The organism is Pseudomonas sp. QLc11A (assembly GCF_052112305.1).
In the GTDB taxonomy this organism is placed as follows: Bacteria; Pseudomonadota; Gammaproteobacteria; order Pseudomonadales; family Pseudomonadaceae; genus Aquipseudomonas; species Aquipseudomonas laurylsulfatiphila.
Genome location: NZ_JAVAJJ010000001.1, coordinates 481,390 through 494,757, shown reverse-complemented (window position 1 = coordinate 494,757; position 13,368 = coordinate 481,390). Strand labels below are relative to the sequence as shown.

The 13,368-nt window shown below is 59.2% G+C and carries 16 protein-coding genes; 7 read left to right on the top strand and 9 right to left on the bottom strand.

Annotated elements, in window-relative coordinates:
• Window positions 1–26 precede the first annotated feature (26 nt).
• The 3 genes from flgD to flgB are packed head-to-tail and all read right to left on the bottom strand — an operon-like array spanning window position 27 to window position 1,619.
• Window positions 27–749 (bottom strand): flagellar hook assembly protein FlgD, encoded by a 723-nt coding sequence (gene flgD / locus Q8X48_RS02320; RefSeq protein ID WP_095963681.1) that lies wholly within the window; start codon window positions 747–749, stop codon window positions 27–29.
• A 15-nt stretch (window positions 750–764) separates the two neighbouring features.
• The gene (flgC, locus tag Q8X48_RS02315; RefSeq protein WP_007980123.1) at window positions 765–1,208 is read right to left on the bottom strand and encodes a flagellar basal body rod protein FlgC; all 444 of its coding nucleotides are present in this window, start codon (window positions 1,206–1,208) and stop codon (window positions 765–767) included.
• A 3-nt stretch (window positions 1,209–1,211) separates the two neighbouring features.
• A complete protein-coding gene (flgB, locus tag Q8X48_RS02310) occupies window positions 1,212–1,619 on the bottom strand; it encodes a flagellar basal body rod protein FlgB (RefSeq protein WP_407799311.1) in 408 nt (135 codons plus the stop codon).
• A gap of 54 nt (window positions 1,620–1,673) precedes the next feature.
• Here flgB and Q8X48_RS02305 point away from each other — a divergent pair, with 54 nt between their 5' ends.
• Window positions 1,674–1,808 carry a hypothetical protein gene (locus tag Q8X48_RS02305; protein WP_407799310.1) on the top strand — a complete coding sequence of 45 codons (135 nt, stop codon included), beginning with the start codon at window positions 1,674–1,676 and terminating at the stop codon, window positions 1,806–1,808.
• Between the two features lie 183 nt (window positions 1,809–1,991).
• On the opposite strand, the gene cheR is transcribed toward Q8X48_RS02305, so the two are convergent.
• Together cheR and Q8X48_RS02295 are read right to left on the bottom strand one after the other, a co-directional pair.
• Window positions 1,992–2,819 carry a protein-glutamate O-methyltransferase CheR gene (cheR, locus tag Q8X48_RS02300; RefSeq protein ID WP_007980127.1) on the bottom strand — a complete coding sequence of 276 codons (828 nt, stop codon included), beginning with the start codon at window positions 2,817–2,819 and terminating at the stop codon, window positions 1,992–1,994.
• Between the two features lie 45 nt (window positions 2,820–2,864).
• Entirely contained in the window at window positions 2,865–3,797 is a 933-nt protein-coding gene (locus Q8X48_RS02295) for a chemotaxis protein CheV (RefSeq protein ID WP_056853153.1), read from the bottom strand.
• Between the two features lie 83 nt (window positions 3,798–3,880).
• Between Q8X48_RS02295 and flgA the strand changes: the two genes are divergently transcribed.
• The 4 genes from flgA to Q8X48_RS02275 all read left to right on the top strand — a co-directional run bounded on the left by flgA (window position 3,881) and on the right by Q8X48_RS02275 (window position 6,489).
• Window positions 3,881–4,639, top strand: coding sequence for a flagellar basal body P-ring formation chaperone FlgA (flgA, locus tag Q8X48_RS02290; protein WP_407799308.1), 759 nt, complete (start codon window positions 3,881–3,883; stop codon window positions 4,637–4,639).
• A gap of 167 nt (window positions 4,640–4,806) precedes the next feature.
• Window positions 4,807–5,133 carry a flagellar biosynthesis anti-sigma factor FlgM gene (gene flgM, locus Q8X48_RS02285; RefSeq protein ID WP_407799307.1) on the top strand — a complete coding sequence of 109 codons (327 nt, stop codon included), beginning with the start codon at window positions 4,807–4,809 and terminating at the stop codon, window positions 5,131–5,133.
• Window positions 5,134–5,181: 48 nt separating this feature from the next.
• Window positions 5,182–5,649 carry a flagella synthesis protein FlgN gene (locus tag Q8X48_RS02280; protein ID WP_407799306.1) on the top strand — a complete coding sequence of 156 codons (468 nt, stop codon included), beginning with the start codon at window positions 5,182–5,184 and terminating at the stop codon, window positions 5,647–5,649.
• Window positions 5,650–5,742: 93 nt separating this feature from the next.
• On the top strand, window positions 5,743–6,489 hold the full coding sequence (locus Q8X48_RS02275; protein WP_407799305.1) for a flagellar brake protein: 747 nt from the start codon (window positions 5,743–5,745) through the stop codon (window positions 6,487–6,489).
• 63 nt (window positions 6,490–6,552) lie between these two features.
• Here Q8X48_RS02275 and Q8X48_RS02270 read toward each other — a convergent pair whose 3' ends face one another.
• The 4 genes from Q8X48_RS02270 to Q8X48_RS02255 all read right to left on the bottom strand — a co-directional run bounded on the left by Q8X48_RS02270 (window position 6,553) and on the right by Q8X48_RS02255 (window position 11,733).
• Window positions 6,553–7,923 carry an MFS transporter gene (locus tag Q8X48_RS02270; protein WP_407799304.1) on the bottom strand — a complete coding sequence of 457 codons (1,371 nt, stop codon included), beginning with the start codon at window positions 7,921–7,923 and terminating at the stop codon, window positions 6,553–6,555.
• Between the two features lie 70 nt (window positions 7,924–7,993).
• Window positions 7,994–9,238 (bottom strand): glutamine synthetase family protein, encoded by a 1,245-nt coding sequence (locus Q8X48_RS02265; protein ID WP_407799591.1) that lies wholly within the window; start codon window positions 9,236–9,238, stop codon window positions 7,994–7,996.
• A 201-nt stretch (window positions 9,239–9,439) separates the two neighbouring features.
• Window positions 9,440–10,132 (bottom strand): sensor histidine kinase, encoded by a 693-nt coding sequence (locus Q8X48_RS02260; RefSeq protein ID WP_095963672.1) that lies wholly within the window; start codon window positions 10,130–10,132, stop codon window positions 9,440–9,442.
• The gene (locus tag Q8X48_RS02255; RefSeq protein ID WP_407799303.1) at window positions 10,129–11,733 is read right to left on the bottom strand and encodes a response regulator; all 1,605 of its coding nucleotides are present in this window, start codon (window positions 11,731–11,733) and stop codon (window positions 10,129–10,131) included. The genes Q8X48_RS02260 and Q8X48_RS02255 overlap by 4 nt, the downstream gene beginning before the upstream one ends.
• 613 nt (window positions 11,734–12,346) lie before the next feature.
• Between Q8X48_RS02255 and Q8X48_RS02250 the strand changes: the two genes are divergently transcribed.
• The gene (locus Q8X48_RS02250; RefSeq protein WP_256589392.1) at window positions 12,347–12,472 is read left to right on the top strand and encodes a hypothetical protein; all 126 of its coding nucleotides are present in this window, start codon (window positions 12,347–12,349) and stop codon (window positions 12,470–12,472) included.
• Complete coding sequence (locus Q8X48_RS02245) at window positions 12,469–13,185, top strand: response regulator transcription factor (RefSeq protein WP_407799302.1); 717 nt, start codon at window positions 12,469–12,471, stop codon at window positions 13,183–13,185. The genes Q8X48_RS02250 and Q8X48_RS02245 overlap by 4 nt, the downstream gene beginning before the upstream one ends.
• The last annotated feature ends 183 nt before the right edge of the window (window positions 13,186–13,368 follow it).

The following is a 13,368-nucleotide window of genomic DNA, read 5'->3' as shown; positions in this document are numbered from 1 at the left end:
ACTCCTTTATGCCGGGTTAGTCGGCTTTACATACCAATGGTTTGCACTTTGGACAGGGCAACGCTGCCCAGCCCGGCCAGATTGAGCATCAACTCACCGCCGGTCTGGCTGATAGTCACGCTGTTGACAGTCGCGGGCAGGTTGGTGATCAACGCGACGGACTGGCCATCGATCGTGGTCGTGGCGCCGAAGGTGTAGGTGCCCGCAGGTACCGTCTCACCCGCATCGTTCTTGCCGTCCCAGATGAAGCTGGCGTTGCCGGCCTTCTGCGAACCGAGGTCGATGGTGCGCACGGTCTTGCCGGTTGAATCGGTGATCTTCAGGGTGGCGGACGCCACCGAAGACGGCACCACCACCGTGCCGCTGAGGCTCTTGGTGGTATCGACCACAGCTTTGTCGCCCGGGGCGATGACCGAACGGCCGACCAGCGACGACGCCTGCAAGGCCTGGGACGAGTTGTAGTTGCTGGCCAGGCCGCTCACGGTATCGTTGAGCGTGGTGATGCCTTCCAGGCTGCTGAACTGCGCCAGCTGGGCCACGAACGCACCGTTGTCCTGAGGCTCCAGCGGGTTCTGGTTTTTCAACTGGGTCACCAGCAACTGCAGGAACGCATCCTTGCCCAGGGCCTGGTTGCCCGAGGCGCTGCCGGCTGCCGAGGCGAGGCCGTCAGTCGTGGTGTTGGTCTTGATCGAAGAGTTGGCCAGGATGTCGTTGAGGCTCAAACCACTGGTGGAATCGGTAACACTCATCTGAGTCGCCCCTTATCACTGACCGAGAGTCAGGACTTTCTGCATCATGGTTTTGGCGGTGTTCATCATTTCGGCGTTGGTCTGGAACGAACGGCTCGCGGAAATCATGTCGGCCATTTCTTCAACCACGTTGACGTTCGGGTAGTAGACGTAGCCCTTGGCATCGGCGGCCGGATGGTTCGGCTCATAGCGCGCCTCGAGATTGCTCTGGTCTTCGACCACACCCAGCACCTGCACGCCTTGGCCGGCGGCGTCCTGGCTCTGGAACAGCGAGTCGCTGCCGCCGCTCTGGCCACCCTGGAACATGGTGGCGAACACCGGGTGACGCGCGCGGTAGGTCTGGTCGATGCTCGACGAGACGGTCTCGGCGTTGGCGATGTTCGAAGCGACGGTGTTCAAACGCGTGGTCTGCGCACTCATGCCGCTACCGGCAATGTTGAAAACACTGGATAGAGACATGACTTACTCTCCGCGCAGGGCTGATACCAGCCCTTTGAATTTGCTATTGAGCAGGGTGAAGCTGGCCTGGAAATTGACCGCGTTTTGCGCGTAGTTCGATTGTTCCAGCTGAGCGTCCACGGTGTTCTGGTCGATCGACGGTTGCATCGGCGTGCGATACAGCAACGACTCGTCGCCATTGCCCAGACCTTCAGCTTCGATATGACGGCTGTTGGTCATGTTCAAGGCGAAGGTGCCGCTTTTGGTTTTCTCGTTCTGCTCGGCGAGCACTTTCGAGAAGTCCAGGTCCCGAGCCTTGTAGTTCGGGGTATCGGCGTTGGCGATGTTATTGGCCAGGACTTCGGCGCGCTGGGCGCGGAAGCCCAGGGCTTGTTCGTGGATACCGAGCGCTTTATCGAAGCTGATGCTCATGTCGGGAAACCTTCGGGTGACCTGATTTTTCGTAGGATCAACTTAGCAAGCCCCATGCCAATTCAAAAAAGCCCGAAAACCGGGGCTTTGCCGGACATGGCAACGCGGCAATGCCAGAAAAGCGGCAACGGTTTTCCGCCGCCTGCCGCTTTTCTGCCGCTTGGCACCGCTTACGAAGACACCAACTGACCCTGTGGGAGCGGGCTTGCCCGCGAAAGCGGTGTGTCAGGCAAAGTTGATATCGACTGACACGACGCCTTCGCGGGCAAGCCCGCTCCCACAACGGGGTGTGGTGATTTCAAATGATCATTTGCAGGCATAAAAAAACAGGAGCCCCTGAGGACTCCCGTTTTTATACGCACCGCTTTTGCATCATTTCGCCTGGTAAATGATCCCCGGGCTGCACTGGACCATCTGGTAATGATCCGGCAAACCGTTCAACGCTTCGGAAGCACCGAGGAACAGGTAACCGCCCGGCTTCAACGTGCTGTGGATGCGCAACAGGATGTCCTTCTTCACCTCGGCGGAGAAGTAGATCAGCACGTTGCGGCAGAACACGATGTCGAATTTGCCGAGGCTCGCGTAACTGTCCAGCAGGTTGAACGAACGGAACTCCACCCGGCTCTTGATCGGCGCCTTGATCGCCCAGCGTCCCGGCCCTTTCGGGTCGAAATAACGCTGCAGGCGCTCGGGCGACAGACCGCGGCCGATGGCCAGGCTGTCGTACTCGCCGGTCTTGCAGTTGTTCAGCATGGTGCCGGACAGGTCGGTGGCAACGATCTGTACGCCCATCCTCAACTGGCCCATGTTGACCCGTTCGAACTCGTCGATGGACATCGACAGCGAATACGGCTCCTGGCCCGACGAGCACGCCGCCGACCAGATACGCAGGCGCTGGCCAGGGCTGGCCTTGATCGCTTCGGGCAGGACCTTGTTCTTCAAGACTTCAAACGGGTAGGTGTCACGAAACCACAGGGTTTCGTTTGTGGTCATGGCATCCACCACCTGTTCGCGCAAACCGCTGCGCGGCTGGGTCTGCATGCGCTGAACCAGCTCCCCCAAAGACTTGATGCCTTGCTGTTCCATCAGTTTGTTGAGACGGCTGGAGACCAGGTACTGCTTGTTTTCACCGAGCAAAATGCCACAGGCTTTTTCCAGGAATACCCGGAACTGTTCGAAATCCAAATTACCCGTAGACAATGATGCCGCCTCTTAAATCGTGTTGACTGCCAGGGGCGCAGGCCCCTAGCTGATATCTGCTGCTTTGATCCGGTCGACTACCCGGGATGCCAGGTCATCAGGACGGAATTTGGCCAGGAAGTCATCGGCACCGACCTTCTTGACCATCGCCTGATTGAATACCCCCGACAACGAAGTATGCAGGATGATATGAAGCTTTTGCATGCGCGGGTCGTTGCGGATTTCCGCCGTCAGGGTGTACCCGTCCATCTCCGGCATCTCGATGTCGGAGATCATCATCAGGAACTCTTCTTCCGGCTTCTTGCCCTCATCGGCCAGTTTGCGCAGGTAATCCAGCGCTTGCCGACCGTCGTTCAACGCCACCACTTCGACGCCGACCGTTTGCAGGCAACGCGTGACCTGCTTGCGCGCCACCGAGGAATCGTCGACCGTCAGCACGCGCAACGAAAGCGCCTTGTGCTGGGTTTCAACGTCCACCACGCCGACGGAAATCGCTTCCGGCGTCGGAGCCACTTCCGCGAGCACCTTCTCGACATCGATGATTTCGACCAACTGATTGTCGACCCGCGTCACCGCGGTCAGGTAGTGATCGCGCCCGGTGCCCTTGGGTGGCGGATGGATCTCCTCCCAGTTCATGTTGACGATGCGCTCCACCGAGCGCACCAGGAAACCCTGGGTCTTGGTGTTGTACTCCGTGATGATCACGAACGGATTGTTCTTGTCCTTCAACGCACCGGAGCCGGTCGCCATCGCCAGATCAAGGATCGGAATGGTCGCCCCCCGGATGTTCGCCACACCGCACACGACAGGACTGGACTTGGGCATCAACGTCAGTTGGGGGCATTGCAGCACCTCCCGAACCTTGAACACGTTGATCCCGTACAGCTGCTGGCCGTCGAGACGGAACAACAACAGCTCAAGGCGATTCTGCCCCACCAGTTGCGTGCGCTGGTTTACCGAATCCATTACACCAGCCATGCCCAGACTCCTACACCAACGCCAAGTGTTGTTGCGACGCGCCTTCATCACTAAACGGCACGGCGCTTGCTTTTTTAATCGTTATGAACACAGAACCGACATTTTTTCGACGCCTGACCACACCCTTCCGCAAATTGCTCGGCGTGCTGGCGGCTGTTTGCCTGTTCAACGCTGGCAGCCCTGCCCTTGCTGACGCGGTTACCTTGCCTGACATGCTTATCGGCGTCACTCAGGGCTTTCTTGAATTCACCGTAGAGGACTATCTGGCAACCAGTCAAACGGAAGGTCGCTACGAGATCCAGGTCAACCCGCTCGACCCGCGCATGCACATGCCCATGTGCGACAAGGAATTGACAGCAACGCTGGAGAGTCCCAGGCCGCTGGGACGAGTCACGGTCAAGGTCCGCTGCGAGGGCGCCGCCCCCTGGACTGTCTTCGTACCCGCTCAAATCCGCCTGTTTCGCGATGTCGTGACCACCGCCCGACCACTGCGCCGTGCCGCCATTGTCGAGCCTGGGGATGTGGTGCTGCGCGAGCGCGATATCAGCCTGATAAGCCAGGGCTACCTGACCTCCCTCGACCAGGCGATCGGGCAGCGACTGACCCGACCAATGGTCACCGACCAGGTGATTACCCTGGTGCATATCGAACAGGCCGAGGTGATCCGCAAGGGTGATCAGGTGGTGATTACCGCCCGCAGCGGTACGCTCAGCGTGCGCATGCCCGGCGAAGCCCTGTCGAACGGCAGCCTCAGCGAACAGATCCGGGTGAAGAACCTCAACTCCCAGCGAGTCATCAAGGCGCAGGTCATGGCGCCCGGGCAGGTGGAGGTGTCCATGTAAGGCGCTCTGCTCATCGGAATGTGGCGCTTGCCGCGGCGGTTCCCTAGACTGTGCTCCATGCAGGGCAAGCGCTGACGCGCGCGAGGTTCATTGATAAATGAGCCTAAAGTTTTCCAGGGAATGGCCGAAACCATGGCAAGCGTCCAAATTCCCAGAGGTTTTTTATCATGGTCATCGATTTCAGCCGTTTGAACAGCTCCTCGTCCCTGACGGGCAGTACACGTACCAGCGCCAGCAAGGAAAGCGCCGAACCCGGCAAAACCGCGCCGCTGGAATCCGCAGCCGAACAGGCCGGTACCGTCAACAGCGGGGAATCGGTACATCTCAGCAATGAGGCTCAACAGTTGCAGAAGGTCAATGACAAGCTGCGCGATCAGCCTGCCGTCGACAAAGCCCGCGTGGCCGAGTTGAAAGCAGCGATTGCCGATGGCAGCTATAAAGTCGACAGCAACCGTGTAGCCAGCAAACTGCTCAACTTCGAAGCCCAGCGCTAGGCCACCGCCGGCGCCAGGCTTTTGGACGCTTAAAACCCAAGGCCAGCCATGCACGACACCAATTTACTGCAACTGATCACCGACGACTTTGCTCCAGCGCAACAACTGCTGGAATTATTGCAGACCGAATCCCTCGCCTTGCATGGCCGTGACATGCCATTGCTCGAGGGCATCCTGGCGCAGAAACATGCATTGGTCGTCCTGCTCGAACAGCATGGCCGCAAGCGCAGTGAAATTCTCGCCAGCCTCAACCTGCCGACCAACCGCGGCGGGCTGGAGCAACTGGCCAGCCAGTCAAGCATTGGCGACCAGTTGCTGGCGCAAAGTGACGTGCTGACCGATCTCCTGGCCCAGTGCCAGGCCATCAACGCCAACAACGGCCAGTCGATCCTCACTCAGCAGGCCGCTACGGCCACCCAGCTGAAAATCCTCACCGGTGGTGAAACGCCGGCGCTTTACGATGCCAGCGGAACATTCTCCAAGCTTGCTAAGCCGCGCCCGCTCAGTCAGGCTTAGGCCGCTTGATGTGCCCGCTCTATCCAAGACGCGAAAGATGCTGGCAAAATGCTGGCTAGCCGTAGTCAAATTTTGCCTGGAGATTGATTAACCGTGTCCAATGCCTTATCCGTGGATGATGCTCCGCAGCCACCCAAGGTGCTCTCAACGCCCTTGGAAATCTCCAGCAATCTGCGCCAGCTGCTCGAAAGCCATGACCCGCTGATCATCACGTTCCACGAGCGCAGCCAGCGCTTCCAGAGCTATCTGGTGGACCTGGACCGTGAAAGCAACATGATTGCCCTGGACGAAATGATTCCTCGCGATGGCGAGCGCTACCTGATGGCGGGCGAACCTTTCAGGATCGAAGGCTTCCACGAAGGTGTGCGCATTGCCTGGGAAAGCAACGGCCAATTGAAGATCGACGAATCCAGTGGCAGCCGCTGCTATCGCGGCACCCTGCCCGATGAAGTGGTGTACCACCAGCGCCGCAATGCGTTCCGCGCGGCACTGAAGCTGGCACAACTGGTCAACGTCAATCTCGACGGCGAAAAGCTCAAGACCTCCATCAGCGGCAAGCTGCTGGATATTTCCGCTACCGGCTGCAAACTGCGTTTCGACGGCGACATCACGGGCAGCCTGCAACTGGGTCAGGTGTACGACCGCTTCAACGCCGACCTGCCCTTTGGCAAGATGATGGCGCCAGTCGAATTGCGTTATCTGCACTTCGAAGAAAAGATCTCCACCACCTTCGCCGGCGTTCGCTTCCACAACATGAGCGGACTGGTGCAGCGTCAGGTCGAACGCTTCGTCTACCAGTTGCAACGCGAAGCGCGCCGCTTCGACAAAGACGACATCTGATAGAGCCTCCACAAAAAACGGGCAGTCCCTTGCGGTGACTGCCCGTTTTTTTGTGCCCCGGCTTTAAGGCCTGGCCTCGCTGTAGTTAGGGTCCCGCCCTGTATCAGGGTCTTGCGGCGGCTGATCTGTTTCAGTTTCGGTGACGGTTTCAGGTTCTGGCCCGGTACTCACCGGAGTGTGCATCTGATCCTGCACCACCTGTTCATCAACACGCGGGTCGAGGCAGGCCACCAGTGGCGAACTCGTCATATTGTCCGGCATGGCCACGTGATGCAGCGGTGCGTCGTCGACCTGATGCAGATTGGTCACCGCTTTCGGGCGAATCCGCCACACCAGCACCAACGAAAAGAAACTGAAGAACGCATAGAGCATCTGGCTGCCAAACAGTTTCATCAGCACACCTGCCACCAGCGGCCCGATACTCGCACCCACACCGTAGGTCACCAGCAACATCGCCGTCAGGGACACCCGGCGATCACCTTCGACGTGGTCATTGGAGAACGCCACCGCCAACGGATACAGGCAGAACTGCACCAGCGAGCAGAGGAAGCCGGCGATGAACAATACCTCCAGCGGCACCTGCGGCATGATCGCCAGCGGCAGTGCGGCCAGTGCCAGGCTGAACGCGAAACTGCGGATCAGCACGGCCCGGTCGTAGCGGTCGGACAGCCAGCCCAACGGCCACTGCACCAGCAGACCGGCAAAAATGCAGCTACCCATGAACAGACCGACCTGCTCCGTGGACAACCCTTGCTGCGAGGCATACAGCGGCGCCAGACCGTAGAACGAACCGACAATCAGGCCCGCCCCGAGCACCGTACTCAATGATTGCGGGACACGTTTGATAAAGAACCGTGGCTCCATCGGCGCAGGATGCAAGGGTGCAGGGTGAATCCGCCGGGTCAGGGCCACAGGTACCAGACACAGGGCAAAACACAGGGCGACCAGCATCAGCAGCTCCAGCCCCAGCGCCGGGTGCATGACCAGAATCAACTGCCCCAGCACCAGGCCCAGGTACGAAGCGATCATGTAACCGCTAAACACCATGCCGCGCTGATTGGCATCGGCCTGCTCATTGAGCCAGCTCTCGATCACCATGTACTGGCACATCATGCCCAGACCCACTATGACCCGCAGGAACAGCCAGGCCGGCAGCCAATCGACCAGGCCATGGCCCAGCACCGCCGCGCCGACGATCCCGGCACAGGCCGAGTAGGCCCGGATATGCCCGACCCGGGCAATCAAGCGGTGACCAATCTTGCCCCCCAGCACCAGGCCGAAATAGTTGGCGGCCATCAACGCACCGACCCACAGGCTGTCGACATTGTCGGCCGCCAGGCGCAGGCCCAGGTAAGTACTCAACAGGCCCGAGCCGATCAACATCATCAGCGAGGCGAAATACAGTGCTCGAAAGGATTTCCAGATTTGGCGCATCGGCGTTCCGAGCGGCTCCTTGCAGTGAGAATCGGCTATCGCTAAACGATAGCCGGATGTCGACAGATCGTCAGGCCTGGGCGGCTAAAACACGTCGTTCCCAGGGCGTAATTTCATCATGGAAACTGCTCAGCTCCAGGGTCTTCGAAGCGATGTAGCCTTCGATGAATTCCGTGCCGAACAGTTCCTTGGCCAACTGGCTACGTTTCAGACGCTCAAGTGCCGCATGCAAGGTACACGGCAATGAAAGATTGTCCGGCACTTCGAATTCACCCTGGATCGGCGCGCTTGGCTCCAATGCGTTCTCGATGCCATGCAACCCTGCCGCCAGGCTTGCAGCAATGGCCAGATACGGGTTGGCATCGGCCCCGGGCAAACGGTTCTCGACCCGACGAGCCACCGGCAAACTGGCCGGGATGCGCAGGCCGGCCGCCCGGTTGTCGTGGGACCAGCAGGCATTGTTCGGCGAGGCGTAAGGGTGGCACAAGCGCTGATAGGAGTTCACGTTCGGCGCAAACAACGCGGTGAAGTCGGCCATGCACACTTGCTGACCGGCAATGAAATGGCGGAAGGTGGCCGTCTCCTGCCCCGCCTCGTCACTGAACACGTTACGCCCCGAATCGATCTCGACCACGCTCTGGTGAATATGCATCGAACTGCCCGGCGTATGCGCCAACGGCTTGGCCATGCAAACCACGCTCAGGCCGTGCTTGAGGGCCACTTCCTTGAGCAGGTGCTTGAACAGGAACGTCTGGTCGGCCAGCAGCAACGGATCGCCATGCAGCAGGTTGATCTCGAACTGGCTGACGCCCATCTCATGCATAAAGGTATCGCGGGGCAATCCCAAGTCCGCCATGCACGCGTAGACTTCATTGAAGAACGGCCGCAAGCCGTTATTGGAACTGACGCTGAACGCCGACTGACCGTCCTCGCGGCGACCGTCCTGCCCCACCGGTGGCTGGAACGGCTGAGTCGGGTCGGTGTTAGGCGCAAAAACGAAGAACTCAAGTTCGGTCGCCACCACGGGCGCCAGGCCGCGGGCCGCGTAACGGGCAATTACTGCCTTGAGCTGGCCACGGGTCGACAGATTGGAGCTGGTGGTAGTGCCCAGTTCGTCCGCGTCGCAAATGGCGAATGCCCGCGGCGGGTTGCTCCAGGGCAAGCGATGGATTTGTGCAGGGTCCGGAATCAGTGCCAGGTCGCCATCATCGCTGCCGTAAAAACGCGCCGGCGGATATCCGCCCATGATGCATTGCAGCAGCACACCCCGCGCCAACTGCAAACGTCGACCGTCGAGAAAACCCTCGGAGGTCATCACTTTGCCCCGTGGTACGCCGTTCAAATCCGGCGTGACACATTCAACTTCATCAATGCCCGTCAATCGCTGCGCGAGTGAACTCAGGCCAACGGTCGTCATGACGCAATCCTTGTTATTGTGCGGGCCGCGAACGGCGACCGTACAAAATAGGCTCCGCGTGTTCGGAATTTCAAGCAGCGTCGATAAATATGCTGCCTGTCAGGGCAGGCAAAGACGAAACACCCCGCCGCCCAACGGACCGCCATTGCTGATTTCGGTGTGCCCGCCCACGCCGTTGCGTTGATGCAGTGCAGCAATTCGCCCCGCAAAGTACAGGCCCAGGCCGGTGCTGCCGGTGCTTTGATTGATGCCTTGGGCGTAATCGGCCTGACGCTCGATCATCTGCGCCGGATACCCCTCGCCATCGTCATTGATGGTCAACACCAGTTGCCCGGCTTCGTCACTGACACTGATCAGAACGGCATGCCGTGCAAAACGAATGGCATTGTTGATGCAATTGGCCAATACCGACGCGATCAACTCGCGGTCGAAGAAACCCAACGGGCTCAGGGGGTCCACTTCATAGGTGGCCATGATGCCGCGGCTGGCGAACACCTCTTGATGACACGCCAGTTGCGCTTCGATGAAGTCGTCCAGCTCATGGTAGGCCGGTTGCAACGGCATCTGGTTGACGCCGAGCTTATACAGCCCCAGCAACTGCACCAGCATGCCGTTGAGGTGGGCGAACTCGAAGTCGATCACGCCCTGCTCCGGCGTCTGCTGCGCCGATTCCGGCAATCGCGCCAGCCACTGGCTGTGGGCCTGCATCAGCATGGCCAGCGAGTTCTTCATGTCGTGCACGGTGGAGGCGATCACCGTGGAGAAATCCAGTGCCTGTTCATGTTCGTTCATTGGCCAAACGCCTTGCTTTTGAGCTTTTGGTAACGTGGAAAACGCGCGTCGGAGTCGGGCATCAGGCCGACCATTTTCAGGCAGGTCCGGCATTCCTCCAGCTCCGCCGAAGCAACGCTGGTATCGGTGCCGTGCAACAGCGACTGCGCCAGGTTCAGGGCGATACTGATGTTCTTCGGTTGCATCGCCAGGGCTTTGCGAAAGACCTGTCGGGCCTCCACCAGATTGCCGGTCTTGTAGACGCGCACGCCCTGACGGTTGAGTTCAGCGGCGGCGTTGCCGGAATTGAGGATGCTCGGGTCGTCGGTCTGCTTGGCGATGTCCTTCATGACCGCCGGATCGTCGCCGTAGATTTCCACGCAGTTTTTCAGCATCGCGGTGCCGGCCTCGGACTGCCCGAGCATTTTCAGTTGTTTGGCCACCAGCAACGCCGCTTCGGCGCTCATGAACTGCTCCATGCCATCGAGGCGCAACAGGGCCTGCTCGGTGAGCTTGTCGGCCGTTTCCGCATCGTTGATCAGCAGACTGGTGGCCTTCATCAAGCGCGCACGAATTTGCAGGCCAGGGTCGCCAGGGTTGTCCTTGGCCACTGCGCTCAGCGTGGTATTGATTTCCAGCCGGGTGCGGGTATCCAGCCCCCTGTCGCGGCCCTTGCTGATCAAGGCGTGAGCCAGGCCGAGGTTACTTTCAGGGTCCTTGAAACGTGACTGTGCGCCTTGGGCTACCGCCTGACGATAGGCTCTGGAAGCGGTATCGAAGTCCTCGTTGGTCATAGCCAGCTTGCCCAGCAACGCTTGCCGGCGCACCGCCAGCGGCGACAGGCGAATCGCTTCTTCGAGAACGCGCTGCGCCCCCTTGGTATCCCCTTCGGCGACCAGCACGTCAGCCATGCCGTCATACAGCGACGGCATCATCGGGAACACTTTCAGGGCTTTTTCGTAGATACCTTTGGCCTGCCCGACCTGACCGCGCTTGAACAGCAACTTGCCCAGCCCGGCAAATGCCCATGGCAACGGACGGTCGGCGATGATGCCGTCGTACAACCGCTCCAGCGCTTCATTCTGATTGAGGTCGCGCAAGGCATCGGCGCGATAGCGCAGGCACAGTGGCGAATAGCGGATGTCTTGCTTGCACAGGCCGATGCAGGCGTTGAGCACCTCCATCGGCTTGCCCCGATCGAGGGCCTGCAGGATTGGCTTGAGCAAAGCCTTGCGCTGCTCCAGGCGCTCCAGGCGCTGGGCCAGGCTGGAACGGTTGAACGGCTTGGTCAGGTAGGCATCGGGCTCATGCTCCAACGCACTGAGCACCATGGCTTGGCTGGTTTCGGCGGTGACCATCACGAACACCGCTTCATGGCTGATCAACTTTTCTTCCATCAGGTCTTCGAGCACCTGCTGGCCGTTCTTCTTGCCGTCGCCCAGGTGAAAGTCCTGCAGGATGAAGTCGTACTGCTTCTGCGAACACATTTTCAGCGCCTGTTCGCCGGTATCGGCAGTGTCCACTTCCTTGACACCCAGTTCGCGCAGCATCGAGCGAACCGAACTGCGGAAGTCCGAGAAATCATCGACGATCAGAAAACGCTTTTGGTGATACGACAGCATCGAAGATTTCCAGGCAATTTAAGAAGAAGAACCCAAAGGCAAATACACGGACGGACTCAGCTTCGCAGCCCTTGATTTGGCGCGCAGATGATAGCTGGTAGCCCTTAGCCATCAAACAGCTTCTCATCGCCAATCAGCACATGCACTGACCGCCACAGATGAAGAAGCTCGTAACTGTCCGGGTTATCGGCCAGCCATGGCATTCCCTTGAGAACCTCCCCCAACGCTCACTCTGAACAGGTGAAGGCATTTCTGAAAACGAGACGTCGCGCACAAAAAAGTGCTGAAACAGGAACACCAGCAATGCATGAACTCCAGCAATTGCCAGTGGCGGGCCAGGCAGATTTCGCCGATAAATTGACCAGTCCGATATTAGCGCTCCTAAGTTATCGCCACTCGTCGATTAATTGACGACCATGATGTGGATCCGACCTTGGCAATTGGCCATCTATGGCGGGCCTAATACCTTGATTTTCGAGGGTTACTCCCCTTCTCGAGAGCATCGGACAGGCCTGGCCGCACCGGACCTGGATCGAGGACTGACGGACGGGTGGGCCGGTAGCGCTCCGGGTTGACCTAGAATCAGTTGAGAGGCGGGAGGGAGCAAATCATCATGCGTAAACCACTGATAATTACTCGTATTTATCTGCTCTCCCGGGCTTTGGCTGCCTTCTGGAAACGTTCGCGCCGCCTGCCGGTGGAAGCCATCATGGGCTTTTCAAGGGGCTCAGGAAGATGATGACCGACCCAAAAGAGCCCATTGGCGTGATGTTGATCGATTGTCGCCCCCTCGTACTCATGGGCCTTCACGACTTGATCAATGCCAGAAAGCCCCGAATGGAAGTGACAGGACAGGCCACCACCTATACCCAGGCGCTGGATCTTGCCGATCAGTTGCGGCCCGATGTCATTTTTTTCAGTTTCTTTCCGGATGCGCTGAATCCTCTGGATGTCGTCGCAGGCCTCACCCGTAGCGCCGAAATGAAAGTGCTGCTGCTCAAGGGCCTGTACGAAGTCGTCCCCGCTGCCCAGGCGATAGAGGCTGGCGCTCGCGGCATCGTGCTGGCGGAAGACCCGACGGAATCGATTATCCAGGCCATCCTCAAGGTCCACCATAGCGACTGCGCAATGGATAGAGCCTGGGCCGGCGGCCTTTCCGGCTATGCCGCGAACGGACATATCCCCATGAAATGCAATCTGGAGCGGGCAAAACAGGCGCGGTTGACGTTGCGCGAGAGAGAACTGATTCGCGCCATCGTAGGCGAACCGTCCGCCAAATATGTAAGCATCGCCGGGCGCCTGGGGATCAGCGAGCACACCGTGCACAACCACCTCAGCAACATCTATCAAAAGCTTGACCTGATCAACCGCATCGACTTGCTGATGTACGCGCTGAAACACGGGCTCACCAACGAAGCACCGACCGAGTCCGCCTGGGTGGAACTGGATTGAATTTCAGGTCGATACAAGGCGGTCTGCCCCTCACTTTCAGGGGCCTGGCCGTCACTGTTCCACCCTCCTTGTCGCTGGCCCGGAACAGAGTGCCCCCGCAAGACTGATGTCGATCTCGGTAAATCCTGCCTCGCCCACCTGCACCTACCCTCCGCGCTCTTCAAGCCTTGTGCTGCCCGGCAG

Excerpts from the sequence above, each read along its gene's own strand:
- flgC (WP_007980123.1), bottom strand. The coding sequence starts at position 1,208 with ATGTCTCTATCCAGTGTTTTCAACATTGCCGGTAGCGGCATGAGTGCG.
- Q8X48_RS02305 (WP_407799310.1), top strand. The coding sequence starts at position 1,674 with ATGCCAATTCAAAAAAGCCCGAAAACCGGGGCTTTGCCGGACATGGCA.
- flgM (WP_407799307.1), top strand. The coding sequence starts at position 4,807 with ATGGTCATCGATTTCAGCCGTTTGAACAGCTCCTCGTCCCTGACGGGC.
- Q8X48_RS02295 (WP_056853153.1), bottom strand. The coding sequence starts at position 3,797 with ATGGCTGGTGTAATGGATTCGGTAAACCAGCGCACGCAACTGGTGGGG.
- Q8X48_RS02250 (WP_256589392.1), top strand. The coding sequence starts at position 12,347 with ATGCGTAAACCACTGATAATTACTCGTATTTATCTGCTCTCCCGGGCT.
- Q8X48_RS02270 (WP_407799304.1), bottom strand. The coding sequence starts at position 7,923 with ATGCGCCAAATCTGGAAATCCTTTCGAGCACTGTATTTCGCCTCGCTG.
- Q8X48_RS02265 (WP_407799591.1), bottom strand. The coding sequence starts at position 9,238 with ATGACCTCCGAGGGTTTTCTCGACGGTCGACGTTTGCAGTTGGCGCGG.
- Q8X48_RS02255 (WP_407799303.1), bottom strand. The coding sequence starts at position 11,733 with ATGCTGTCGTATCACCAAAAGCGTTTTCTGATCGTCGATGATTTCTCG.
- flgD (WP_095963681.1), bottom strand. The coding sequence starts at position 749 with ATGAGTGTTACCGATTCCACCAGTGGTTTGAGCCTCAACGACATCCTG.
- Q8X48_RS02245 (WP_407799302.1), top strand. The coding sequence starts at position 12,469 with ATGATGACCGACCCAAAAGAGCCCATTGGCGTGATGTTGATCGATTGT.
- Q8X48_RS02260 (WP_095963672.1), bottom strand. The coding sequence starts at position 10,132 with ATGAACGAACATGAACAGGCACTGGATTTCTCCACGGTGATCGCCTCC.
- flgA (WP_407799308.1), top strand. The coding sequence starts at position 3,881 with ATGAACACAGAACCGACATTTTTTCGACGCCTGACCACACCCTTCCGC.
- flgB (WP_407799311.1), bottom strand. The coding sequence starts at position 1,619 with ATGAGCATCAGCTTCGATAAAGCGCTCGGTATCCACGAACAAGCCCTG.
- Q8X48_RS02280 (WP_407799306.1), top strand. The coding sequence starts at position 5,182 with ATGCACGACACCAATTTACTGCAACTGATCACCGACGACTTTGCTCCA.